14 protein-coding genes and 1 pseudogene are annotated in these 24,634 nt (G+C 59.9%); 7 read left to right on the plus strand and 8 right to left on the minus strand.

The genetic code is table 11. The annotated features are described in order from the left end of the window. The first annotated feature begins 63 nt into the window (after nt 1–63). Nucleotides 64–1,023 (plus strand): LysR family transcriptional regulator, encoded by a 960-nt coding sequence (locus AAGS40_RS29115; RefSeq protein ID WP_345817018.1) that lies wholly within the window; start codon nt 64–66, stop codon nt 1,021–1,023. A 122-nt stretch (nt 1,024–1,145) separates the two neighbouring features. Here AAGS40_RS29115 and AAGS40_RS29120 read toward each other — a convergent pair whose 3' ends face one another. After that, nucleotides 1,146–3,671 carry a PAS domain S-box protein gene (locus AAGS40_RS29120; protein ID WP_345817019.1) on the minus strand — a complete coding sequence of 842 codons (2,526 nt, stop codon included), beginning with the start codon at nt 3,669–3,671 and terminating at the stop codon, nt 1,146–1,148. 496 nt (nt 3,672–4,167) lie between these two features. Continuing rightward, the gene (locus AAGS40_RS29125) at nt 4,168–5,577 is read right to left on the minus strand and encodes an amidase (protein WP_345817020.1); all 1,410 of its coding nucleotides are present in this window, start codon (nt 5,575–5,577) and stop codon (nt 4,168–4,170) included. 236 nt (nt 5,578–5,813) lie between these two features. Here AAGS40_RS29125 and AAGS40_RS29130 point away from each other — a divergent pair, with 236 nt between their 5' ends. Further along, nucleotides 5,814–6,332, plus strand: a complete 519-nt coding sequence (locus tag AAGS40_RS29130) for a TetR/AcrR family transcriptional regulator (protein WP_345817634.1) — start codon at nt 5,814–5,816, stop codon at nt 6,330–6,332. A 162-nt stretch (nt 6,333–6,494) separates the two neighbouring features. On the opposite strand, the gene AAGS40_RS29135 is transcribed toward AAGS40_RS29130, so the two are convergent. Continuing rightward, nucleotides 6,495–7,349, minus strand: a complete 855-nt coding sequence (locus tag AAGS40_RS29135) for an SDR family oxidoreductase (RefSeq protein WP_345817021.1) — start codon at nt 7,347–7,349, stop codon at nt 6,495–6,497. 223 nt (nt 7,350–7,572) lie between these two features. On the opposite strand from AAGS40_RS29135, the gene AAGS40_RS29140 reads away from it, so the two are divergent. Together AAGS40_RS29140 and AAGS40_RS29145 are read left to right on the plus strand one after the other, a co-directional pair. After that, nucleotides 7,573–7,968, plus strand: a complete 396-nt coding sequence (locus AAGS40_RS29140; RefSeq protein WP_345817022.1) for a helix-turn-helix domain-containing protein — start codon at nt 7,573–7,575, stop codon at nt 7,966–7,968. A gap of 456 nt (nt 7,969–8,424) precedes the next feature. Further along, a pseudogene (locus tag AAGS40_RS29145) lies at nt 8,425–8,868 on the plus strand (alpha/beta hydrolase); the annotation flags it as partial. Nucleotides 8,869–8,979: 111 nt separating this feature from the next. Here AAGS40_RS29145 and AAGS40_RS29150 read toward each other — a convergent pair. Then, nucleotides 8,980–11,769, minus strand: coding sequence for an EAL domain-containing protein (locus AAGS40_RS29150; protein ID WP_345817023.1), 2,790 nt, complete (start codon nt 11,767–11,769; stop codon nt 8,980–8,982). Nucleotides 11,770–12,237: 468 nt separating this feature from the next. On the opposite strand from AAGS40_RS29150, the gene AAGS40_RS29155 reads away from it, so the two are divergent. Then, entirely contained in the window at nt 12,238–15,387 is a 3,150-nt protein-coding gene (locus tag AAGS40_RS29155; RefSeq protein WP_345817024.1) for an acetoacetate--CoA ligase, read from the plus strand. Between the two features lie 233 nt (nt 15,388–15,620). Here AAGS40_RS29155 and AAGS40_RS29160 read toward each other — a convergent pair whose 3' ends face one another. The 4 genes from AAGS40_RS29160 to AAGS40_RS29175 form a co-directional block, all read right to left on the minus strand. Then, nucleotides 15,621–16,247, minus strand: coding sequence for a class I SAM-dependent methyltransferase (locus tag AAGS40_RS29160; RefSeq protein ID WP_345817025.1), 627 nt, complete (start codon nt 16,245–16,247; stop codon nt 15,621–15,623). A gap of 301 nt (nt 16,248–16,548) precedes the next feature. Beyond that, nucleotides 16,549–16,851 carry an antibiotic biosynthesis monooxygenase gene (locus tag AAGS40_RS29165; protein ID WP_345817026.1) on the minus strand — a complete coding sequence of 101 codons (303 nt, stop codon included), beginning with the start codon at nt 16,849–16,851 and terminating at the stop codon, nt 16,549–16,551. Between the two features lie 590 nt (nt 16,852–17,441). After that, complete coding sequence (locus tag AAGS40_RS29170) at nt 17,442–19,178, minus strand: methyl-accepting chemotaxis protein (RefSeq protein ID WP_345817027.1); 1,737 nt, start codon at nt 19,176–19,178, stop codon at nt 17,442–17,444. A gap of 708 nt (nt 19,179–19,886) precedes the next feature. Then, a complete protein-coding gene (locus AAGS40_RS29175) occupies nt 19,887–20,519 on the minus strand; it encodes a TetR/AcrR family transcriptional regulator (RefSeq protein WP_345817028.1) in 633 nt (210 codons plus the stop codon). A gap of 126 nt (nt 20,520–20,645) precedes the next feature. On the opposite strand from AAGS40_RS29175, the gene AAGS40_RS29180 reads away from it, so the two are divergent. Both AAGS40_RS29180 and AAGS40_RS29185 read left to right on the plus strand, forming a co-directional pair. Further along, complete coding sequence (locus AAGS40_RS29180) at nt 20,646–21,656, plus strand: SDR family NAD(P)-dependent oxidoreductase (RefSeq protein WP_345817029.1); 1,011 nt, start codon at nt 20,646–20,648, stop codon at nt 21,654–21,656. A gap of 1,074 nt (nt 21,657–22,730) precedes the next feature. Continuing rightward, on the plus strand, nt 22,731–23,696 hold the full coding sequence (locus AAGS40_RS29185; protein ID WP_345817030.1) for a CPBP family glutamic-type intramembrane protease: 966 nt from the start codon (nt 22,731–22,733) through the stop codon (nt 23,694–23,696). Nucleotides 23,697–24,634: the final 938 nt, after the last annotated feature.

Genomic DNA, 24,634 nt, shown 5'->3' on the forward strand with positions numbered 1-24,634 from the left:
GGGCCACTCTAATGTGTTCGGCTCAGTTTGATAATCATCAAGGAGTCGAATAGACTGATCGTCATGCCGAACAATCATGACGATGACTCCAGCCTGGAGCTGCTGTCGGTCTTCCTCGCCGTGCTGGATGCCAGAGGTTTCCGCGCAGCGGCCCATCGGCTGCGCGTGTCTCCTTCGACAGTAAGCGAACGGATCGCGCAGCTTGAATCTCAGTTGGGTGTGCCGCTGTTGATCCGCACCACACGTAGCGTCATGCCGACTGAAACGGGCCGCGCACTCGCCACGCGTATTGCGCCGCTCATGGCGGAAACACGAGCCGCACTGCGTGATGCCGCCAGCTCGCACAGCGTCGTACGCGGGCTTCTGAAGCTCAACGTGACAGGCGCGGTGATGGTCGATATCCTGCCGCCGATCATCGACCGCTTCATGGAAGCGCATCCGCAAGTTCGTGTTGAAATCATGGTGGATGACCGACTCGTCGATATCGTGGCAGCGGGTTGCGACGCCGGCATCCGATACGGCGAGCATTTGGCACAAGACACCATAGCCGTACCCATTGGACCGCGTTATCAGCGAATCGCATGGGCTGCTGCACCCGGGTATCTTGCCGCGCACGGCGCTCCCCGACACCCGAGCGACCTGCTGAATCACGAATGTATCCGGTTGCGTTTTTCGAGCGGTGCTCTCGTCGAATGGCTTTTCGAGCGTGGCGAGGAAACAGTCAGGGTCGATCCGCCTGGCCGGCTGATCGTCGGTGTGGACGGCGCTTCGGCAGCAATCGGATTCGCGCGCGACGGACGCGGCGTCATCGGCACCTTCGAAAACTGGCTCACGCCTTATCTCGACAACGGCGAACTACAGCCTGTGTTGCATGACTGGTGGCGTGAATTCGAAGGGCCTCAACTGTACTTCTCGAGCAGATTGACGTCTGCGCCACTCAGGGCCTTCATCGAGCTGGTCAAGGAGGAACAGAACGCTACCCGAGTTTCGCTTGCGGCAGCGGACCCGGCGAGCGGTGCTTGAACGGTTCATTGCACACACGAAGACTTCCGCCTCTTCCGTCAAGGGCCAGAATCGGGGGCGTTGTCTTTGGTGCGCGGACCGCGGTGTTCTGACTCCGTGCCGGCATCGGCATGATGGGGCGATTAGCCTGATACCTGCTTGCCTGCGATTTGTAGCATGTCCTCCAGTTCCGCCAGGCTGACGGGCTTCGTCAAATGCACGTCGAAGCCGGCGGCATCGGTGCGAGCGCGATCTTCGGCCGTGCCCAGACCTGTCATTGCCGCGACCACCGCGCCTGGTTCGCGGATCGCAGCGCGAATCAACGGCAGCGCTTCGAAGCCCGTCAGTTTCGGCATCGACAGATCGAGCAGCACGAGACGTGGCTGCCAGCTTCGGGCGAGTTCTATTGCCGTTGCCCCGTCGTAGACGGCCCGCGCTTCATGACCGAGCACTTCGACGAGCGTGGCCATGCTGTCGGCTGAGTCCATGTTGTCGTCCACCACCAGTACGCGCAGATCTGCCGGCGAGCGCGCCAACGGCATGTTGTCGTGCGAGCCGGAATCGACGGCAACGCTGCCGCTTTCCGGCAACCACACCGTGAACGTGCTGCCTTTTCCGCGACCTTCGCTATGCGCTTCAATGTGCCCGCCGTGCAGATCGACGATCGCACGCGCCAGCGTGAGTCCAATCCCAAGGCCGCTTTTGTCCGCCTGTTCCTCGGTCGGCGTTTCCTGCACGAACAGATTGAAGATCGCATCGATCGCATCGGGCTCGATGCCGCACCCCTCGTCATGGATACGGATCGCGAACAATCGTCCGGAGCGAAACACTTGTAAGCCGATAGTCGCACCGTCCGGGCTGAATTTCGAGGCGTTATTCAGCAGGTTCTGGACGACCTGCACCATGCGTGTGAGGTCGCCGCTGATGTGCATGGGCTCGTCAGGAACCGAGACCTCCAACGTCTGGCCGCGCGCTGACAGCAGCGGCGCGCTACCTTCCATGCTCAGTTGCACGACGGAGCGCAAGGCGACAGGCCTGGGCGAAATGTGCACCCGGCCGAGCGTCACGCGTCCGGCGTCGAGCAGATCGTCGACGAGACGGGTGAGGTGTGACAGTTGCCGGTCGATCAATTCGTGTTCGGGGACGACGACATCGCTGCGCGCCGATTTCAATTGCAACATGCTGACGGCATTGCGCAGCGGCGCAAGCGGGTTGCGCAGCTCGTGACCCAGCAAGCCGAGGAACTGGCTCATCCGCTGACTCGACGCTTCCAGCTCTTCCATGCGCCGGCGGCGCGACATGTCCCGTGTGACTTTGGCGAAGCCCTGCAACGTGCCGTTCGGATCATGCATTGCCGTGATCACGACATTGGCCCAGAAATTCGTGCCATTTTTGCGAACGCGCCACTCTTCGGTTTCGATGCGTCCTTCGCGCGCGGCCGATTCGAGGTCGTGTGCCGGTCTGCCCGACGCAACGTCTTCCGGCGTATAGAACAACGAGTGCGGCTTGCCGAGCACTTCATCTGACTGATAGCCCATCACTTGCGTCGAGCCGGCGCTCCAGGTGGTAATGCGCCCTTGCGCATCGAGCATGCTGATCGCGTAGTCGCGGATTGCTTCTACCAGCACACGAAAGCGCTTGTTGAGGTCACGCGCATGGAAGCGTTCTGTGATGTCGCGTATGAAATACGCAAACTCGGTATTGCCGTCATAACGGACCGCCCGCACGGAAAGCTCCGCCGGGAATTCGCTGCCGTCGTCGCGCGCGGCAATCAGTTCGATGCGAGCGCCGTGCGTCTGAAGCTCGGGCAAGCATCTGAATACGTCGAGGCGCGCATATTCGGCATGGCAACGTTCCGGGAACAGCGTGGCGAGCATGCGCTGTCCGGTTACTGCCTCGCGCGCGTAACCGAAGGTCTGGGTCGCCGATTCATTCCAGTCAATGATGATGCCATCGGCGTCCGTGCAGACGAACGCATCGTGCGTCGTATCCAGCACGAGCCGGCGGCGCCGCAATGACGCGGCGAGTTTGACATCGGCGGCTTCGCGCAGACTGATCTCCGTGCGCAAGCGGGCAATCGTGATGGCGTTCTGTTCGATGAGCGTCTGGTTCTCCGCGAACACGCGCTGATGGGCCATGCCCGATGCGACGAGCGATGTGATCCGTTGAAGCGTTTCGATGTCTTCCACGGAAAATGCGTCGATTCTTCCGGCCATCAGCTTGATGACGCCGGCGACTTCCTGCTGGTAAGCGAGCGGCGCAACGATCATCGATGCAGCGCCGACGCGCTCGCATGCCTGCGCGTCGACGCGTGGGTCGTCGCGTGTGTCGCGGGCGTAAAGCAGCTGGTTTCTCGTCGAGCATAGTCCGGACAGGCTGCCTTTCTGCTTCAGGCGCAATCCCACGTGATGCGCAATCGATCCGCTGCATGCGCGGTAAACCATATCGTCGCCGTCTACCCATTCCACGACCGACGCATGCGCGGAAGGCACGAGATCGAGTAACGCGTCGGTGACGACATTGAAAAACCTGTCGAGGTCCAGCTTGGCGGCCGCAATGCGCGAGTGCGCATCGATGAGTTTCGCAAGTCGCGCGTTGGTCGATCGCTCGTGCGCGAGCTGCGCGGCCATATCCGAGTCTGCGTGCGGATCCTGACTTGCATTATTCATCGTTCATAGCTCCGTGCGAGCCGTAGTTGCGGTATTCAACCAGTCAGCAAAGAATGGTGTTCATGCATGCTGCATAACATCGCAGGATGCGCTTCGGGACCTTTATACACAGTAATGGATAAAAAACGTATGAGGAACGCTGCGAATATGCGGCATCGGTCCGGAGTGTGTTTAGGGTGCAACAAGGACGAGGGACGTTGAGGAAGAAACGCGGAGATCAGAGCCGGCCCGCTTGCTCAGGGCGTCGATCATGGAAGGCTATTCAGACACGCCGACCTGCTGCCCGAGCACGCGAATGAGCGGTCGCGCGGGTCGATGTCAACGCGAAAGCGGCCGACCGTCCGATCCCCAAGCGGCTGCCAGCGGTGCATGGTTGCGAAGCTGTCGTCCGTCGCATGCTCCGGTTTTGACACGTGGCATTCTCAATGCGTTACGTGTCATCGCCGATCGATCGCTGAGCTTCTGGCGACGGACTGAACAAAGGATCGCCTCGCACTTAGATATGCGGATGCCTGTCGCGCACAGGACTGACCGATTCAAGTAGCGACGCTACGTGAAGAATGGTTGACTCAGCCTGCCAGCTGCCGACAATCTGCACATTGATCGGCAGGCCCTCCTTACTCGTGCCGAAACGCATCGAGATGCCCGGCAAGCCCGTGACGTTCAACGGCACAGTGGCGCCCTGAAGATAGGTGGCATCCACGGTGTGGCCGTTGATCGAGAACGTGTTCACGCCGTGCTTGTGAGCCGGGATTGGAAGCACATGCGTCATCAACGCGTCGTACTTGCGGAAGTATTCGGCGTATCCATCCCGCAGGCGTTCGGCAGCCTGCTCAGCATCGATATAGTCCTTCATCGAAGTATCGGGCAGCGCGAGCATTGTCCTTGCCATCTTGTAGAGTTCGTCCCGACTCCGCCCCGCTGTTGCCTCCGCGAACGCCGGCTTCATTTCCATGACGTGCAGGCGGTTGAAGACATCGAGAGCGAAGTCTCGTTCCAGCGCAGGAATGCGCACCGGCTCGACGACAATGCCTAAGCTTCCAAGCGCCTGCGCCGCTGCCTCGACGGTGGCGGCAACTTCCGGGTCGACGGGTCCGAAGCCGGGCCCCACCATCCAGCCCACCCGCAGCGGACGGTCCGCGGAGTGACGCACCCCCGCATCGAACGCGACGGTACTGCTTGCAAAAGCGTCATGCCCATCGGGGCCGGACAGTTCCGAGAATGCGAGTGCCAGGTCGCGGATGCTGCGAGCCATCGGACCGACGTGCCAGAAGCGGCGGGGAGCGCGCGGCCAGATTCCGGTCATCGGCACGCGTCCGTGAGTCGCCTTCAGTGAGACGATGCCTGTCTGGGCAGCGGGCCCGCGCACGGAGATCGCCAGGTCGGTACCGAGCCCCAATGGCGACATGCCCGCGGCGATCGCCGCCGATTCGCCGCCGCTCGAGCCGCCCGGCGTGCGTTCCAGGTCCCACGGATTATTCGATCGACCACTAAGCAGGTTGTCGCTCTCGATCCAGTACGAAAATTCGGGCAGGTTTGTTTTTGCAAGAAGGATGCCGCCCGCGTTTTTCAATCGCGCAACACTGGTCGCATCAGCGTCGGGAGTACGTCCTTTGAAGATGGGCGAACCACGCTGGGTCGCCACGCCGGCCGTGTCGATCGAATCCTTGGCGGTAAAAGGCACACCGTGCAGCGGCCCCAAAGGCTGACCCGACAACACGGCCGCTTCGGCTGCCCTCGCGGCTTCAAGGGCATCGTGCGCAACCGTGACAATGGCGTTGACTCGCGGATCCACAGCGTCGATGCGATCCAGGTGCGCCTGGACGACCTCAACCGGCGACACTTCGCGGGTGCGGATGAGCTCTGCGAGTCGGGTCGCGTCGAGATAGAACAGTTCGGGGGTCATGCGTGGCTCCTTGGCGGGTGACGAAAATCAATAAATCGAAGACTACCTAACATTCGGTAGGTTCCGGACTCCAAAAAATGCCGCGATCTGAATGCGGCGTTTTCATCTACCTAACGTTTGTTAGGTATCACTTTAGGCGGTACAATTCACACCGTCAATAAATTTTTTAGGAGTGTGTCGTGCCCACGGAAGCCGTCGTTAGCTCAGGGGACCGGATTGTCGCGGCTGCCACGAGAATGGCGCAGGCGCACGGCTATTCCGGGCTCAACATTCGGGAACTCGCGCAAGAGGTCGGCATCAAGGCCGCCAGCATTTACCATCATTTCGCGAGCAAAGCGGACCTCGCGGCAGCGGTCGCGCGACGCTACTACGAGGATTCGGCTTTTGCGCTGGAAGCACTCTCGACGGCGTCGGGCGATCCGCTGGTCAGCTTGCGTCGGTATCCGGAAACGTTCCGTCGGTCTCTGGAGTGCGACAACCGCATGTGCCTGAGCAGTTTCATGGCCGCGGAATATGACGATCTGCCTGATGCGGTCAAAAAGGAAGTGCAGACCTTCGCGGACGTCAACGTGGCCTGGCTCCGCAAGTCTCTGGAGGCGTCGGGTGTCGTCACCGCCGAGGCAAGCCATGAGCGCGCATGCGCGATCTATGCGGCAGTAGCCGGCGCTCAACTGATGGCGCGCGGGCGGGCTGACATTGCGTTGTTCGACAGCTTGATGAATAGCTACCGGGCGGTCGGCTTGTTGCCGGGCTAGGAAAAGTTTCAATAACCGGAGTCGTCGGTGCCCGCTTGCCGGCGATCCGGCGGCGCCTGCGCGGCCCCGTCTTCTGTAGTAGACGTGAGCCGCCCTTCGCATCATTTGCGCCAACATGCCCGTCTACCATCAGGTGCGACAACACCGTGGCCAGTTGCGTGGTCAGGCTGGCAACGCTGCCTTGATAGCGTCGGAGAAATGGGTGGTGCTCCTGCCCAGAAGCCTGGACAGATCGCGAGAGGAACTGTCGAGTTCTCCTTTTGCCGACTTTACGTCTGCATCGACAACGACATCGACGATCATTTTCGGCAGACCGATGGCTAGCAACATCGCCTCGTATTCTTCGGGTGGCAGGTTTTTGTACGCAATGGTCCGTCCGACTTGCCTGGAGACTTCGTCGGCAAACTCCGGCATCGCGAAAGGGTGGTCTCCCGCAAGCTCGTACGTCTTGTTGACATGGCCCGGTTGCGTGAGAACTTTGACAGCGGCCTCCGCGTAGTCGGCTCGCGACGCCGCCGCGAAGCGCCCGTTGCTCGCGCTACCGACAATCGCGCCATTTGTCAGCGCCGGAGCCAGCGCGTCGGTCATGTTCTCCAGGTACCAGCCGTTGCGTAATAACACAAAGTCCAAACCGGAAGCCGTTAGGTAGGCTTCCGTTGCCTTATGCTCAGCCGCGAGTATCAGCGTGGAGGTGTCGGCGCGGAGCATGCTCGTGTAGGCCACGAGCTTCACGCCAGCCTTCTTTGCCGCGTCAATGACGGACTTGTGTTGCCCAAACCGCTGGCCTGGCACGACGGCCGAAATCAGTAGAACCTGCTCCACACCCGTGAATGCGTTGATCAACGTCTGCGGGTCGTCGTAATCGGCCTTGCGGACCTGGACGCCGAGCGCGCGCAGTCCCTCGGCCTTTCCCGGATCACGTACTGCCGCAACAATCTGCGTGGCCGGGACGCGCTTGATGAGGCCTTCCATGACAAGCGTACCGAGCTTTCCATTCGCGCCAGTAACGGCAATCATCCTGCTTCTCCTATCTGGAAAAAATGAGATACCTCTCCGCTCGCGTGACGGGCGCGACGGCTCATCCCGGCATCGAAGGACTTCAGATCCTTGTCAGTGCGAAGCGTCGGCTCGCCGCCATCGCCAGTCGGGAAAGGTGTGAATCGCAGCGAGATAGTATCTCCTCTATACTTAGTGTCAATTAGGCACTTCGGTGTAACCAGGTAGCATTGAGGAAACTGCCATGAGCAAAACTTCAACCGGGGCATTGCCTCCCACCGTGTGTCCCAGCCGGGTGATGCTCGACCAGATAGCAGACAAGTGGTCGATGCTGATTCTCGCGTCGCTGCGCGATGGACCGTTGCGGTTCAACGCGATCAGGCGTCGTATCGACGGAATCACACAGAAAGCGCTTACACAATGTTTGCGCCGTCTGGAGCGAAACGGCATTGTGGACCGGCGCGTCATAACGAGCTCCCCGATATCCGTCGAATACCGGATCACCGCGCTTGGCCGGTCGCTGGATCATCCCTTTCAGGCGTTGTACCTCTGGACGCTGGACAATCTCGCAGAGGTCGAGGCCGCAAGAGCGCGCTATGACGCGCGGGTTGCGTCCCAGGAAGATGACATCGTCGACTAGCTTTTTCCATACTGCGACGCCTGTGCAGCCGACGCGCCGCCGGCCGTGGCGGTAGCTGCCAACGATGTCGGGAAAGAAGGACTACTTGGCGAATCTGCTCTGGTATGAGCAGACACAGTGCGCACTCTGCGCAAAAGAAAAGTGAGCGTTTGCGCATACCCAGCGTCAAGCATGTTTCCATTCGCTTTTCTTCGGCTGCCGAGCACGATGGTGCCAAACGGAACATTGAGTTAATCGACGTTTAGGTTACCGAAATTGCTGTACTCAAGCATTTGCAGCGAGCTTGGAAGTGAAGCGGACGCGTTAGTCAGGGTATGCAGCAGCGTCGTTAGAAACAGATGAATGGCCGGCGCAGAAGACCGATCATTGAATCTCATTGTTCTCGGGCGCCCCCCACGTTTGAGCGCTAACCTGTGCCAGCGCCTCGAATACAGCCGGCGTGCGTTCCAGGCGGGCTATTACGTGATGGACCTCGGCAAGACGATGCCCGAAACCGTCGCGCCGTTCCACCCTTCCGCCGCCGAGGTCCTGGCCTGCACATGGCTCACCGAGCCCGAGCTTGAGGTCTACACGAAGGAGTATGGCCGTACTGGTTTCCAAGGCGCCCTGCAGGCTTACCGCGTTCTTCCCGATCCTGATTTGAATGCTGAGTTGCGTCTGTTTTCGGGCAAGACAATCGATGTGCCTTCGCTCTTCATTGGCGGAAAAAGCGATTGGGGTACCTATTCGGCACCCGGCGCGCTCGATCTGATGAGAACCCGAGCGGCGACGAGAATGAGCGGCATCGAATTGATCGACGGCGCCGGTCACTGGATCCAGCAGGAGCAGCCGGTTCGGCTCAGTGAGCTCCTGCTCGCCTTCGCCGGGGAAGTGGGTGGCGCGGATCACGCGCGGAATTAGTGCGGTTGCTTACCGTTGCTCGTGAGAGGACCGTCCGACTTTCGGACCACCGTTTCTGTGACAACTCATTCGAGCATCCCGGAATCGACGCAGACGCCAAGTCCTCATCTGTCAGCCAGATGCTTCGCATTCCTTGCGAAGAAGCGCAAACGAATCTGCGTTGTGATGACTTATGAATTGCCTTGCCTGCGCTGCCGGCATGGGTCGCGCGTAAAGGTAGCCCTGCAACTCATGGCACCCATGCTGCAACAGATAATCCCTTTGTCCGGTCGTTTCGACACCTTCGCCAACGACGCGCATCCCGAGCGTGTGCCCTAGACCGATGATGGCCTTGACGATAACTTCGTCTACGGACGAGCGTCCAATTCGGCGCACGAAGGACATGTCGATCTTAAGCGTATCGGCTTTGAAATTCCGAACATACCCCAGGCTCGAATAACCGACTCCGAAGTCATCGATCGCTACCGATACCCCCATGCGCCGAATCTTCTGCAGCGTGGGCAGCGTAGTTTCTTCCATCAGCGCGCCCTCGGTGATTTCAATTTCAAGAAGGCGGGGATCGAGTCCGGTGCGTGCGAGAGCCGACGCGACGGCCGCAGCCATATCGGTCTGGGCAAATTGCACGGGAGACACATTGACCGACATACGAATATCCGGATAGCTGAGGCAAAGGCGCTTTGCCTCAGCGCAGGCCTCGTTCAACACCCAGTCGCCAATCGGAACGATCAGTCCGTTCTCTTCGGCTTGGGGAATGAACTGCCCTGGATTCAACAGACTGCCGGCCGGATCGCGCCAGCGCAGGAGCGCCTCCAGCGCGAGCACACGGCCGCTTTCGCAAACGCGAGGCTGATAATGGAGTTCGAATTCAGCGCGCTCGATCGCCGCTCGCAACTGACTGGTGACGAGTAATCGCTGCGAGTTTGCCTTCGCCATGGCGGGATCGAATTTCTGGACCCGGTTGCGTCCTGCCGACTTGGCGCTGTACAACGCCATATCCGCATTGCTCAGCAGTGCTTCGGCGTCGCGACCGTCCTGCGGATAGCATGCCCAACCGATACTCGCCTCGACGTGGAGTGTCATATCGCTGGCGGTCAGCAACTCCGCAATGGAGGCTTTAAGCCGTGAAAGAGCCGCTTCAATTTCGCTGGCCGACCGGGCGTCGCTAAACAGCACGACGAATTCGTCGCCGCCATACCGGGCGACGAAATCATTCTGCCCCACGCCATCGCGCAAGCGGGACGCGACATTGCGCAGCACCAGGTCACCCGCACTATGTCCGAGCGTGTCATTGACGTCCTTGAAGTTGTCCAGGTCGACGAAAGCGAGCGCTATCTGGTGCGCTTTTTCCTTCGCTTGCCCCAACATCTCACCCAAAGTCTGCGTCAATGCGTGCCGGTTCGGCAGCAGTGTGAGCGCATCATGCCGCGCCTGCTGTCGTAGCAATTCCTGTGAATTCACCAGTTCCGATACATCGCTGAACACGCTGATATGATGGGTCGCGACGCCGGCATCGTCGAAAACCGGGGCTACATGCAACTGGTTCCAGAACGGCTCGCCGCTGCGCCGAACACTGCGCAAAAGCACAGCGCCTTCAGAGTTCGAACGCATCGCGTGACGAATGACAACGGAGCCGGGCTGATCCTGTTCGTCGCCTAGCAAGAACCTGCAATCTTTCCCGATAATTTCTGAACCTGCATACCCCGTAATGCGCTCGAACGCCGGGTTGACATACGAAACGACATCCAGGCCATGCTGGAATTGTGTGATCGCAACAGCATTCAGCGTGGCGTCGAGTGCCCGGCTACGCAGATATAAATCCCGCTTTGCCTGCTCGTGCTCGGTCACTTCAATGGCGGTGATGAAGCACGCTTCGTGACCGGCATAGTCCAGGAAGTGAAACGAGACCTGAACGAAGATAAAGCTGCCGTCCGCGCGAAGATGGCGTCGCAAGCCGGCTGACCCGCTGCGAGGCGTTGCGCGTCGGTATGCTTCCAGGTCGGAGAGGAAGGCGGCCAGATCGCTTTCCGGCCGTAGCTGGCTGACCGGTAGGCTTGCGAACTGCGCCGCGCTATAGCCATACTGGCGCTCGGCGGCCGCATTCGCTGCGAGAATGCGCAGCGATTCCAGGTCGTAAATCATCATCGCCAGCGGGTGCTGCGCAAAATATTCGTAGAAGCGCGACTCCGCTTGTGCTGCGATGACTTCTATCCGCGCTTTGGAGAGCGAGGCGCGGTGACTGACGAAAAAAGCGTATGTCAGCAGAAGCAACGCTATGGCTATTGCGATCAACAGAGTGAGTCTTTCATGAGCCAGCCGCTGCTCCGATTCGGCGTGCATCGCGGCGATAAGCACTTCCTGACGACCCCGCAAAGCGGACAGGCCTCGTGTGATCTGGTTTAGCGTCTCGTTGGCCAGCAACAACTCATCGCTGGCGACGGTGACCCGGGAGCCCACCTCGTGAGTCTGATGCGCGATGGTTTCAAGCTGCGAAGACCATGCCGCCGTCAGAGCGCGCAGAGCGCGAACCGCGCTCAGGCCCGCACGGTCTGAGTCGAGTGCCTCTTCAAGGCGCCCGTAGGCGGCGGCCGCCGCGCCCGCTCGAGCCACCGGCCAGGCGTAAGACCGATAGCTCGCACTGCCAACGCCTTTGAGAAAATCCGAGTTCGCGTCCATATGCAGCGCGAGCACCACTTCGACATCGTTCGCCACTGCCAGTGCGACATGCAGGCGTGCGTCAGCACGCTCGCGGGAAGCGAATATGCCGAGCGCGACGAGCACCATGATCCCTGCCGCGATCGCAGCAAGGAGCGCGGCGAGCACCGTCGACCGGTATTGATGCGCGGACCGGCCAGACGCAATGCCGCGCATCCTTGCGTCTCCTCTCATTTTATAAAATGCCACGTTTCTGACCTATCGAACTCGTGCGTGTCTATTTATAACGGCCGCCCGTTATTCGACTTGACCCCTGCTGGTGATTTAATGCCACCTGACCGGCATTTATAGAGTGCGCCAACTATTTAATTCGAACTCAAATGTAATTATCCGGAAAGTCGGGGCGCTCGGAGAACATGATGCGCGGGAGATTTACAACGTATGCTGAGCGCTACCTTGCGCCATCTGCAACGCGACGGTGCACGGGTTCGGAAGGCCTTTCGCAAGCCGTTTGCAGGCACTTATTCCCTTAAAAATCCGGGTCCGCGCTGTGTTCGATGGCGCACATACCGCCGCTTATCGCAGCGCTAAATTTGTATGAACGAAACGCCAGGCGCGCCGGACAGGCAGGGCAGCGCTGCCCGTATTCGCACCAGCTTCGGCTGTTTCAGGCGCCCCGATCGGGCGTTCATCCCTTGGGGGGTTGAAGTGCCATCTATGGATCGCCATTGCCTCGACTCGAGAGTCGGCCGGCGCGTTGCCCTGCCCGCGTCAAACGTTCAGCCGGGCATCGCCACGCAAATGAGCGCGTTCGCGGCAGCGCTCGAAACACACACCGGCCTGCATCTGGCCGACTACGCCCGTCTCCATGAATTCTCAACGCGCGACTACCGCACGTTCTGGAATTTTTTTGTCGACTGGTGTAACGTTTGCGAGCTCGCCGGCAGCCCCGAACCGGTGTGCGTAGGCGACGAGTGCGAACATGCGTGTTTTTTTCCGGCCCTTGAGCTGAATTACGCCGACTGCCTGCTGAGTCTCGACGTCGCCGACGCTCACGCCGCCGCGTTGTCGGAATGTCATGCGGACGCTCCACGCTTGCGTATGACGCGAGGCGAACTGCGCGACCGAGTCGCGCGTCTCGCCTGTTCGCTCGAACGTCTCGGGTTACGAAGCGGAGATCGCGTGACCATGGTCGCGCGCAACGACGCGCAGGCGATCATCAGCGCGTTAGCGGTCGTCGCGCTCGGCGCGACGCTGTCCACGGCAGCGCCGGAAATGGCAGCCGAAGCGGTGCTGGATCGCTTCCAGCAACTGTCGCCACGGTTGCTGTTTGCGCACACGGCGCCAAGGGCATTCGATACCGGACCCGCACGCGCGACGAGCACCGCCCGCGTCGCGGCCGCGTTGCCATCGCTCGAAGGCATCATCAGCCTTGATGACGGCCCACTGCCTGCCGATATGACGCTACCGATCTATTCGCTCGCGACACTTATTTCGGAATCCGAATCAGACAAATTTGTCTGGCGACGTTTCCCGTTCAATCATCCGCTCTTCATCATGTTCTCTTCAGGCACGACCGGCAAGCCTAAATGCATCGTGCACGGCGCGGGCGGAACACTGATCGAGCATCTGAAAGAGCACCGGCTGCACACCGACCTGCGCGCTGGCGACACGCTGTATTTCCAGACCAGCTGCGCGTGGATGATGTGGAACTGGCAGCTCTCGGCGCTTGCGTCCGGCGTTGAAATCGTCACCTACGATGGTCCGCTTGCGACCGTCGACACGTTATGGCGGATCGCGGCCGAAGAAAGCGCCAACGTTTTCGGCACGAGCCCGGCTTACCTGAAGATGTGCGAGCAGGCGCGGCTCGAACCGGCGCGTCAATTCGATCTGTCCGCGCTGCGCGCGATCCTCTCCACTGGCGCCGTCCTGTATGACTCGCAGTATGATTGGGTCAATGAACACGTCGGCCCGATGCCGCTGCAATCGATTTCGGGCGGCACCGACATCATCGGCTGCTTTGTGCTCGGTAATCCGGACCTGCCCGTCTACAAAGGGGCCGCACAATGCAAAAGCCTCGGGCTCGACGTGCAAGCGTGGACGAATGGCGCACCGGCGTCGGGGGTCGGCCATCTTGTCTGCACCAATCCGTTTCCATCCCGGCCGCTCGGATTTTTTGGCGACGCCGAGGGCGCGCGCTTTCATGCGGCGTATTTCGCCGCTAATCCTGGCGTCTGGACACATGGCGACCTGATTGAATTTCCGGCTGAGGGTGGCGCGAGAATGCATGGCCGGGCCGACGGCATGCTTAACGTTGGCGGCGTCAAAGTTGGACCCGCCGAAATCTATCGCATCCTGAACGAAATCCCGGGGATTCAGGACGCGATGATCGTCGACCCCGGCGTGACCGTTTCGTCGTCCGCCGCCGCGCGCAATGGGAACGGCGCCACACCAGTCTTGCGCGAACGAAGGTTTGTGCTGCTGCTCGTATTGCAGACCGGCGTGGCGTTTTCCGGCGCGTTACTGGCGCAGATCCGCCGCGACCTGGTGCGCAGGGCATCCGCCGCGCATGTGCCGGGTCTGATCCTCGCGGTCGATGCACTGCCCACCACCCATAGCGGCAAGCCCTCGGAAACGGCCGCGCGCGACGCGATCAACGGCGTGCCGGTACGAAACGCCGGCGCATTGCGCAATCCCGAGTGCCTGGAGACCATCAGCCGGCTCGCGGCACAACACCTGGGAAAACGCGCGCTGCCGTCGTCCGGCAACACGCGGGCGGAGCTGGAGGCCTACCTGCGGGCGGTATGGGAGCGTATGTTCGGTTTTCAGCCCATCAGCCGCGACGCCAACTTCTTCGATCTGGGCGGCGATTCACTGCTTGCCGCCGAGATGACAAGCGAGATCGAGAACGCGACCGGATCCACGATCTCATTCGCCAATCTGATGACCGCGCCAACTCTTGCGCAGATCGCTGATGTCATTGAGAGCGGCTCACCGGCGTCGTCTGACGCGTTGGTGTTGATGCGCGCGGGAACCGGAGCGCCCGTCTTTCTCGCGCATAGCGTGACGGGTTCGGTGATGGAATGCCGTGCGCTGATCGGCGCGTTGCGCGGTGAAAGACCGATATATGGCCTCAACGCCCAGGGGCTGGATGGCAGGCAGCCACCGCAGCACCGTGTGGCCGACATGGCGCGGTCATACCTGGCGCAAATACGCCTGATGCAACCGCATGGACCCTATACGCTGGCGGGCTACTCGTTCGGCGGATTGATAGCCTTGGAGATTGCGCAGCAACTTTATCGATTGGGCGATCCGGTCGAGTTGCTCTGCCTGCTGGACACGTATGTGAGCGAGCGGTATCTGCCATGGGGTGCGCGGATGAAATATCGCGGCAGTTATGTCGCGCGCCATTGGCAGATGCTGCGGCGTATCCCGGCCATGCAACGCGCCCAGTATGTCAGCGGCAAGCTCGGCGCGGCGATGGGCCGCCTGCGTTCGCGTCGAGGCTCGCGCACCAGCAGCGGACGCGAGACGGATGCCGTTGGTCTGCCTCCCGCGTTGCAGGGCGTACGGGAAGCTATGTACAGCGCGATGGCTGCCTACCGGCCAAGACGCTATCGCGGTGGACCGATCTTTTATGTGCGCGCTTCGGTGCAACAGGAGCGGCGCGGCGATCCGTTGCCTTTATGGCAGCAGGTGGCATGCGCTGGACTGCAAGTCGTCGATGTCGGGGGCGGCCATAATGACATGCTCTTCGAGCCCAACGCCAGTGTCATTGCTTCCATGCTTGACGAAGCGCTGGCGGCGCCTCCGTCGAGGACCGGGTCACAGGATGGTCGGACGGCACTCCACGCGCGGCCGGCTTGAAAGCGTTGGCTGGTATGGGGTGAAGTCGATGGATAGAAGGTCGTAGTCCTGATCGATTGTGGCGCCCCCAGATGGGCATGCGCATTGGTGTAATCACGTGATTGGGTGCAACCGTGGTTGTCTGTTGCGCAGACCCGGCATTCGCTGGTTTGAGGATGTAGTCGTTGGTGGGCGAGGCCATTGATGTCAAAAAGAGCTTGTTGGCCATCGGTCGCCCAGGCTTCGAGATGAGGCTAACCGGGTGCGCCGTCGTTCACGAAGGCCAGTCGGCTCCACGTTACACCCATGCGCCGATTCCCGGGCTGGCTGGATTCGGTACGAGTGTTCAACACAGTTCGCAACCCATATGCTTTTGCAAGCTCGATGGTCTCTCGCGCCGAAACCTCGAACATCCGTCGTCCTTTTGGGACCTGACCGTGACGCAAGGACATGACCAGCAACGCACCTTTACGTAGTAGCGCACTAACGTTCGGCATCGCCCGACGACGCTCGTCTTCGTCGAGGTGCATCCAGACAGCCGACAGCATCGCCAGGTCAAATTGGGTTCGTCTCGAACGCAGGATTTCAAGACCTGGCAGACTATCGTCCAGCCATTCAATCCGCGGAGAGGGATGCTGGCTGATTCCGGCAACGCGCAACGCGTCGACCGGTTCGACCGCAACGACTGTATGTCCCCTCGCCGCAAGGGCGGCGGCGTCGGTTCCAATACCCGCTCCGACGTCAAGCACGCAGGCCGGGTGCATCGGAAGCAGATGCATGACTGGCTTATGGTGTTCCTCAAACGAGATGTCCCGCCATTGTTCGACGAGAGATTGCGCACTTTCCGCATAGCCTTCCGTGCCGCTCACATTAATGGACACTACCGCCCCTCCATGCATTGCTGCCGAGCTGCATTTCGGCTTTGGGTCGGGATGGTTCTCTGACAATGTACGCAAGGAAGTCACTGCGCGCGAACAATCGCACGCCGTCAAAGTCAACTGCGCAAGCAGTTGTCGATGGTCTTGACGACCCAGCCGGATCGGGCGGCCAGATGCCATCGCCAATGGGTCAACCATCGTCCGTCTGCCAGGGATCGGCCGACGGGTTTGGGACGCGAGGTTAGCAGCGCAGATCGTTCCGGCTTCGCGACGGGACCAGGTCCCGCACTGGAAGCCGACGCGGCTACGACGGCAGCTTCGCCGCGAGTACATCCATCTTCATAATTTCCGGCGGCTTGGCGAACAGGTCCGGCGCTTTCGCCATCAGTGCCTCGGCTACTTTGCCCGCCAGGTGCGCCTCGCGCCCGGCGTCGTCGGGGAACGCATCGAATATGCCGTACACGGATGGCGATATTTTCAGCCCGAACCACGCGATCGTTGCGGGTTCCTGCTCAACCAGCGGCAGTCCGCCCATCAGGAAGCTTTCGACTTCCTGCTCTTTGCCCGGCTTTGCTTCGAGCCGGACAAACAACGCTGTCTTGACCATGCCTGCCTCCAATTTGATGCCACTTGCGAAATAGCGACGGGAATTCCCTACGATCTCTCCGCGTATGCGTGCGCGCGGTCAAATTGTCGCCGACGGCGTATTAATTAAAGCATCGTCGCACGAAGATTCAAGAATGAGCCTACTACTAGTTGAGGCTATCGCCTAGCTATTAAGAGCAACCGCCCTCGCGAAGGTAAGCGAGTGGAGTCGGAATTGTTGATGCAGCGCGGACAGCGTGCTGCCGCCGGTTGTCCGACACTCAGCATAATGCGCATCCATGATTTAAACGTGACCGGCGCTTCCGTTTCGGCTGCTATCGCGACCAGGTCAGTGTCCCAATCGAGGACGGGTCCGGCCAACCACATTGGGCCGCAGTCGGCAATCAAGGGCTCTGGGCAGTGGGGCCGGACGCCTGCCAGTGCGTGATGTGCCGCCGTTTGGCGAAGCTGCACGACTGACGCATCGGACGATGCGTAGCTAACTGGAATTATCGCCCGCGCGCCAACCGCGCTCACTGTCTTCGTGTTGGCGCGGCTGAACTTTTCCATTCATTCAAACGCATCATTCATATGGTCCAATCTTCGGACCCGTCAGAATGCATGCCAGTCCTCGTCACCAGTTGCGACCAGCGCGTTGCCGGTTGCGGTAACGGCGGGCGCCTTCTCCGGTTTTGGCAACGTGGGCGCAGGCGACCTACGAACCGTCGGCGCCGGTTGCTTCTGCTCGCTCCTCGGGGCCATCGTGCGCGACGTGGATGGCTCACCGTCGCCGACCTTGAAGAAAGCTACAGCCTCACGCAGGCCTTGGGCCTGTTGAGCCATCGACTGCGCGGCCGCCGAAGCTTCTTCCACTAACGCAGCATTCTGCTGGGTTACCTGGTCCATCTGGCTGACCGCCTGGTTCACCTGCTCGATACCGGTACTCTGCTCTTCCGACGCCGACGAGATTTCTCCGACGATGTCGGTCACACGTTTCACAGACTCCACGATCTCCTTGATTGTGCTGCCCGCTTCCCCGACAAGCCGCGAGCCCGTGTCCACCCGGCTGGCCGAGTCACCGATCAGGTCTTTGATTTCCTTCGCCGCCGTGGCGCTGCGTTGCGCAAGCGTGCGGACCTCACCGGCGACGACCGCGAAGCCGCGTCCCTGTTCACCGGCACGCGCCGCCTCGACGGCCGCGTTCAGCGCGAGGATATTGGTCTGAAACGCAATCCCCTCGATCACGCTAATGATTTCAAACATTTTGGCGGAACTGCCGGAGATATCATGCATCGTCTCAACCACACGCCCGACCACTTCGCCGCCGCGCTGCGCGACGACCGAGGCCGTGCTGGCGAGCGTCGCCGCCTGCCTCGCATTGTCCGTGTTATGACGGACCGTAGCAGTCAGTTCTTCCATGCTCGAAGCAGTTTCTTGCAGGGATGCCGCCTGCTCTTCCGTGCGGCTCGACAAATCCAGATTGCCTTGGGCGATCTGCGCACTCGCCGTCGCAACACCCTCGGCGTTACCGCGGACCTCCGACACGACCCGCAACAGGGCATCGCGCATTGCCTTTAACGACGCCATCAAACTGTCCGTGTCACCGGGACGAAGATCGATTTTCACGCTTAGGTCACCGGTCGCGACGCTCCTCGCCAGGTCGCTTGCGATTGCCGGCTCGGTCCCGAGCTGCCGCGTGAGACTACGCGTCATCCAGGCTCCGATACCGATCCCGGTCAAGCCGGAAAAAACCACCAGAACGATCATGAGATTGCGGCTGCCGTCGTAGAGCGCCTGGTTGGATTGCGACGCCTCCTGTGCGTTTCGTTGTTTCACATCGACGAGGGTGCTCATCAGCTCTTCGGTTCTTTTGACACGCCGGCCGAAATCGCCGAACAGATAGTTCGTCAGGTCCCCTCGATCCTGCAGCGACGCGGCGTTGGCCTTTGCCTTCATTTCGCTGAAAGCCTGCTCGTATTCGTGCCAGCTCTGATTGAGATTGGCGAAGGTGGCCTTCCCTTTCTCCGAGTAAAACAGCGGCTCGGCTTTATCGAGGCTCGCGCGCGCGAGGCCCAGCTGCTTTTCACCGTCGTCCAGAAAAGCAGCACGCTCTTCGGCGCTGGCGGCCAGAATGGCGTTGCGCAGCGAGCGGCCCGCTTTCAACACGTTGCCGTTCGCATCCTGGACCAGGTTGAGACCCATCAGATCGAAGCGATAGGTCCGGTCGCCGTTATCATTGATCTTTGCCATGTCGTGGATGCCGATTCCACTAATGATGGCGCCAATCGCGCACACCAGGATAAAGGCACTGATCAGCTTGGTGCCGAGTCTCATATTACCGATGTTCATACTTCGTTCCGCGAGGGTAAATGGTGAATCAGCGCTGCCTTCGTCGTGTGGCGGGTGCTTCTTGGTGGCACGGCGAAATTGAGCGCAACTCTCCGGATTGTTTGGTCATTGATTCGCATTTTTCGAATTTCTAATGCAAAGGTGATTTCGGCAAATCGGGCCGGAACTTGAGGAAAGAGATAGGGTTTTTACGTAGCTGACGCTCTGTAAGGCGGCCGGGGGCCGCGTTCGTCGTCCATTCACTGTCCGGTTTAAGTCGCGAACGCTATCGGCTGGGCTTGGGACCGTCGTGGCATGTCAGCGAACGTCGGGATCGGGTCGCAATCAGCGGGTTGCCGTCAGCTACTCGCGGACTGTTCCATGCGACGCGCGTGGGGTATTGCTGGATCAATCTCCATGGACTGGATGCCACGCGGAGTGGACTTAATCATGCGGATACGGCAACAAGCCATTGAGCCTGCCGCGAGAAGATTGGGGCAGTCTTGCTCAAAAGACGAGGGCGGACTACATCGGCAGTGTTGATGCTGCGATCAAGGCTTTTGAAAAACAGAAAGCATCGAATTGAGCGCCTGCTCGGACGATCAGGTTTGCCGATGCATTCCAGTTTGTCTATTCGCATTGCCAACTGATACGCAAAGCAACCGCCTGATCGGCGTCGACCGGCAACGATAACAGCCTACCGTCCCGCAACGCCCTTCACCGTCCGCGTCAATTCTCCAGGCCCGCGTTTGCGCGCCGCGGTTGGAGCACCAGGTCGGCCGCTTCCTGCGCGTCTTTGAGGAGCGTCCTGCGCGGCGTGCCCATCTGAGCACGCATGGTCAGCCCACGCGCCAGGTCGGTAACCTGGGTTGCGCGCGTTTCCAAGGGAAAGTCAGATGGAAGTTCTCCCGCGCTGATTGCGTCCCGGAAACGACCTTCCACCAGCGCAGTGCCACCGGCGGCCGCGTTTTGCAGGTACTGCCGGACTTCGGGGTCGTCCACAAGCGGCGCGACGCATATTAGAAGACAGCCCCGAGCGGACCCTTTTGCAGTCGCACTTTCGACGGCGTACCTCAAAAAACCCGTGATCGAGTCGCGAACACCCGGTGGTGAGAGCAGTGCCTTCGCGGCTAATGCGCCTTTCCGTTCTGCGTACACCTTCAGCGCGCGCAAGAATATTGTCCGCTTGTCCCCAAAGACGGCATACAGGCTTGGTCGTCCCACGCCCATTCCGGCGACGAGATCGTCGATCGTCACTCCGTCGAAGCCTTTCGACCAGAACACCTGAGTCGCCTTTTCCAGCGCACCTGTCTCGTCGAAGCTGCGCGGTCGGCCAACTGGCCGGGTGGTATTTTGAATCATTTAGTTTAAAACTCCTTGACAACTGCTGCCGCACCCATTTATAACCAAATCGTTCTAAATTATCAAGCCAATCCTGGCCCGCCGGGCCTTACGATACGGCCATCACCCTTTGACACGGAGACGCCCATGGAACATTCAGTCGCGCTCGTTACCGGCACCACCTCCGGGGTCGGTTATGAAGCTGCTCGCATGCTCGCCAGCAACGGCTACCGCGAGGTCATCGTCACCGGGCGCAGCCTGGCCCGGGTCCAGGAAACGGCCGCTCAGCTTGCGGCTCAGACCAGAACACAGGTTTTCACGCCGCTGGAATTGGAGCTGGACGAGCCGGCCAGCGTTCAATCCGCCCTCGCCGAACTCGAAAAGCGAGGTCGGCCGATTGATTTTCTACTGCTCAACGCCGGAATGGTGCCCGGTAAAGAGCGGGTGATCACTGCGGCGGGCGTCGAGGCTTCTCAGGCTCCGCTCATCGGCCATCATCAATTAACTGTCGGCTTACTCCGCGCCAATCTGCTGAGCCCCAACGCGCGAATTGTAATTGCCGGCGCGGAGCCCGCCCGCGGGGGTGTACCCATGTTCAGGTACACCGACGTGGACGCACTTGCTGCGAGATACCACGAAGGCGACCTGACCGCTGCGATGGAAGCCCTGTTGCGCAACGGGCCTCACGTAAAGTATGTGCCCAACAATGCGTACGCTGACGCGAAACTCATGGTTGCCTGGTGGACTGCGGCGCTTGCGCGTCGGCTGCCCTCTGGCATGGCCGTGTTCGCCGTCTCGCCCGGCGCGGCAACCGCCACCCAGGTGGGACGAAACGCTGGCTGGGCGGTGAAATATCTGATGATCCCAATCGTGAACCTCCTTCCCGGCATGAATCAGACGCCGGAGACGGCGGCCCGCCGGTACCTTCAGGCGTCGGAGTTCGGAGCCGACGTCTCAGGGCAATTCTTCGCCTCGGCCAAAGGGAAATTCACAGGCCCAATTGAGGCGCAGCGCCAGCCGCACCTCCTCGATGGCGCCAATCAGGAAGCCGCGTGGCAGGCCGTTGTCAATGTTTCTGGCGTCAACTGGTCATCTGCGGATTTCTTGCGCGCGGTGCCTGAACGAGCGGCGGTCGCGGCGACGAAAATCGGCGGGTGATGGCGGAGTTGTGTGACCGTTCACGTGTCTCGCGGCATTTTCAATTGAATAGCTCAGCAGTTGCTAACTATGGAGAACGTTTCTTTATCGTATTAAACGGTCAAATATTGGCAACACAACCCAAACCTCCGAATGAGAACACATACAAACCGGTAGCAGGATAGAAAAGGTAGTCATTATCGGCAGCATGAGCAGTATGGGCCGCGCGAGGGCGCAGACGCTCCTCGATGGGGCGCGCGGTCGTTGCCCGACATCGATGCCCTCGCAGCGCAGGTGAAGACCGAGTTCGACGCCATCAACCTGCTTACCGTCGCTGCGAGAGCGAGCATTCCGGCGCCTCTCGAGAGCGTGACCGAATCCACGTAACGGCGGCCTTATTCGCCGATGGGAGACTTCAGGCCCGCTAACGTACATGCCTGTCTGGACGCGCAAACTGAGACCGGCCACCTTCGAACTTCCGAAGCTGTGCTCAAGATTGCCAACAATCAGTGCGGCTTTGGCCCGCTCAGCGCTTTAGTGAGGTTTGCCTGCCGACCGCTTTGTCGCAGACTTGCGTTTCGCTATGAAGGAGACGCTTTCCTTGCGCGGATTGGCTAATTTGCTCTTTACATGGGCCACGATGCTCCCTTACCTGTGGTGCGCGCACAATCTGCCATTGCAGGCCGCACCAAGTATCCCAGCAGCCTGGGAGATTGCGAGACGATTAGCGGGATCCGAGTGAGCTTCGCAGCCCTGGTTCGGTCGAATGCGGTACTTCAATTTCGAAGGCCGGGTTGTTCATAATCGGTATCGCACAGTGCCGCGTGAACCGCTTTGACTCTTTACATACGCACGCTGCGCTGGATCAACCGTCGATCATCGAATGACATAGAATGTCTGGAAGCTATGCTTGAAGTTCGAAATCCAAAAACGATTCCGCGCGTGCATTTCGAGACTTGATTGCCTTCTATGCGGTATAAATCGCTCTGCCCGTCGCGCTGGTGTAACTCGTTGTGTACGTAACGAACGGATGTATAACGCCTGCGGGCGAACGCCTGCCCAATACGACACTGCTGTTTCCGAAGAGCGCTAAAGATGAGAACCATCAATGATTCCGCACGGGCCTTTATCGATCTGGCCAAGCTAGGACGAACCAGTTTATGGGCTATCGCGTTGACGCTGTTGCTTATCAGTTTTATCAACACCATCAGCGCATTTGGTATCCTGGCGTTCTCACCTGCCGACGTTCAGTCAGCGTTTTACAGAAAGTTAAGCGTCATCAATCTGCTTGAATCTTTGTTCACTGGTGCCGCCGGAATCGGCGGTATCGCTGGATTCTGGCTCGCCTGCCGTTTCATTCTACGCCGCCCGTATGTGTCTATCGTTTCTGCCGGGCTTAAATTCAGCGTTCCGCGTGTCCTGCTCGGCATGGCGCTTTTCTTACCCGCGTTGGTAGTATCAGTCATTGCGAGCTCGGTTTATTTCTGGGTACGTTTCGGCACGTGGCAACCGCCGCTTGGGGGATTCAATTCGAATCCGCACGTTTTCGGGTTCGGTCCGATTCTCAGTCTCTTTGCCGGGCCTGTCGCAATAGGTGTGTTCGCGTTTGGTGAGGAGCAATTTTTTCGTGGATGGCTGACGCAGACCCTTGGGCAGTTTATCCGCGTTCCGGCTGTTGTCGTGACAGTCGTGGCCGTTTCGTTTGCGATCTACCACACGCAATACGACTTGCCCGTTAAGGCGGCGGTGTTCTTTCATTCTATCGGTTTTTCAGTGTTGAGCCTGCGCGATCAACGTCTGGAACTGGCTCTCGGTGCGCACACAATGCTAAACACGTGCGTCGCACTGCTGATACCAACGTTTTTCGTGTCCGCGCATCCGCATGTGAATCTTCCGAATGCGATTTACATGAGTCACACGATACTGATACTCGACATCATTGTTTTTGCGCTGATTAGAGGCGCGCTGCCGTTCGCGCTGATGTACTGGTTTCTTCAAAAGACAAACGGATGGTTCGAGCCAAAGCCCGCAACCGAAGTTGCGGACGTTCAACCTGCGTGAATATCAACGGCGCGCACCGCGAACGACATTTCGACCGAGCCGGGCACTGAGCGAGTCGACGAAGCGCAGCACGGTCGCAACGGCAGTGTAAGGGAGCGCCGCTGTTTCGGCCTGCCACGCTCGAATGTTCTTCTAGTTGTCTCAAGCATGCGGAATCGTTCATGAACCGCATAAGACCGTTCGGGAAAACTAACGAATGGGCACGTCGCGGTGCGCTCATCCGCGAGCCACCGACAGATCGTCCTTACGGAATGAGGGAATTTACCGTTGCGACGCCGGATGGACATCGGTTTGTCGTAGCGCAGGCCAGCTCACAGAATCAGTCATGAATGACGCATTCGAGCACCACACACAGTGCTTCGAGTTGGCCTCCGTAACCTCTCGCGCGGGCGACCGAGCATCGGCTGCATTAAAAGTGACTATCCGAAGGCGGCTAGTGTGGACTAGCCCATCGCTCTCGCACCAGAGACACCGGGGCGCCCGCTTAAGCTCAGTCACCGAACCGTCACGGACGCCGCCGCCTGATCGATTTGCCAACGGGACCTATCAGAAATACATAAGGAAGCGAGGGCCGCGCAGTCATCGCAGCGTCACTCCTCGCCCGGTTCAACAACGCGTATCGGACGAGTCCCGACCCTCGCTCCCGTGACCTGGTCGACCGCCACACTCCTGATCTCAATTCCTGTTTTCGCATGAAGTAAGCGAACCAGCCTGCCATCGCCACGGTCTTGGCGCTTGCGATGCGCCGATCATGAAGAGCACCACATGAAGTCTCGCCCGGCAGCCATCTGAAGGCACTCAGCCGCGCAGCACAAGCGCAGAAATCCGACATGTTTTTGCAGGAATGAGGAAGAAGTGCAACCGGTTGGACCCTAGTCTTGGTGTCTCCGTCATCGGGTCAATGGGCCACGTCGACGAGATCGGCGTCAGCGCTTGGC

This window comes from Paraburkholderia sp. PREW-6R (assembly GCF_039621805.1).
Taxonomy (GTDB): Bacteria; Pseudomonadota; Gammaproteobacteria; order Burkholderiales; family Burkholderiaceae; genus Paraburkholderia.